Below are 509 nucleotides of genomic sequence, written 5' to 3'. Positions count from 1 at the left end.
TGCAACGGTATGCACTACTTACCAGTTTGATTATAATTGGGATTCATATCCAAACAAAAATATCTATGAAAGAGGAATAGTACATTTTGGACTTAATCTTGGACCTAAATTCAATGTCACAACAACTCCAAGTTCATTAAATATAATCAATGCATCAGAAGGGGCTACCTTTTCTGTCTTGTACAAAATTTCTTCTTCTCCCGATTCAAAGGGGATCTATGATTCCATACCTTGGGGTTCTTGTGAACAATATCCATTGGCTGTAGGATATGCTGCGTCTGAATTGAAAAAATCTGATTTTCCATTAGAAATGCTCTTGGATAGACCTTGTTACAATGTTATTTTTCACGCCGCTTCGAACAAAATAATCTCAGGCATGGATTATGCCGAAGTGATTGTGAATGGACAATAAACTAGTCAGAATTATGTTTTCGATTCCGTGTGATAGTTGACTAATTTTTAAACCACAAACAGCATACTTTAAAAAGTCTTTTTGGCTTTTTGTGGTA

General features: G+C 35.0%; 1 protein-coding gene. It reads left to right on the top strand.

Annotated elements, in window-relative coordinates:
- Positions 1-412: hypothetical protein (locus DYY66_RS04240; RefSeq protein ID WP_166286495.1), on the top strand; the 412-nt coding region annotated here is incomplete at its 5' end.
- Between the last annotated feature and the right edge of the window lie 97 nt (positions 413-509).

This window comes from Candidatus Nitrosotalea sp. FS, from assembly GCF_011319475.1.
GTDB lineage: Archaea > Thermoproteota > Nitrososphaeria > Nitrososphaerales > Nitrosopumilaceae > Nitrosotalea.
Note: the sequence above shows the minus strand (reverse complement) of the source record. Positions and strands in the feature narration are given on the sequence as shown.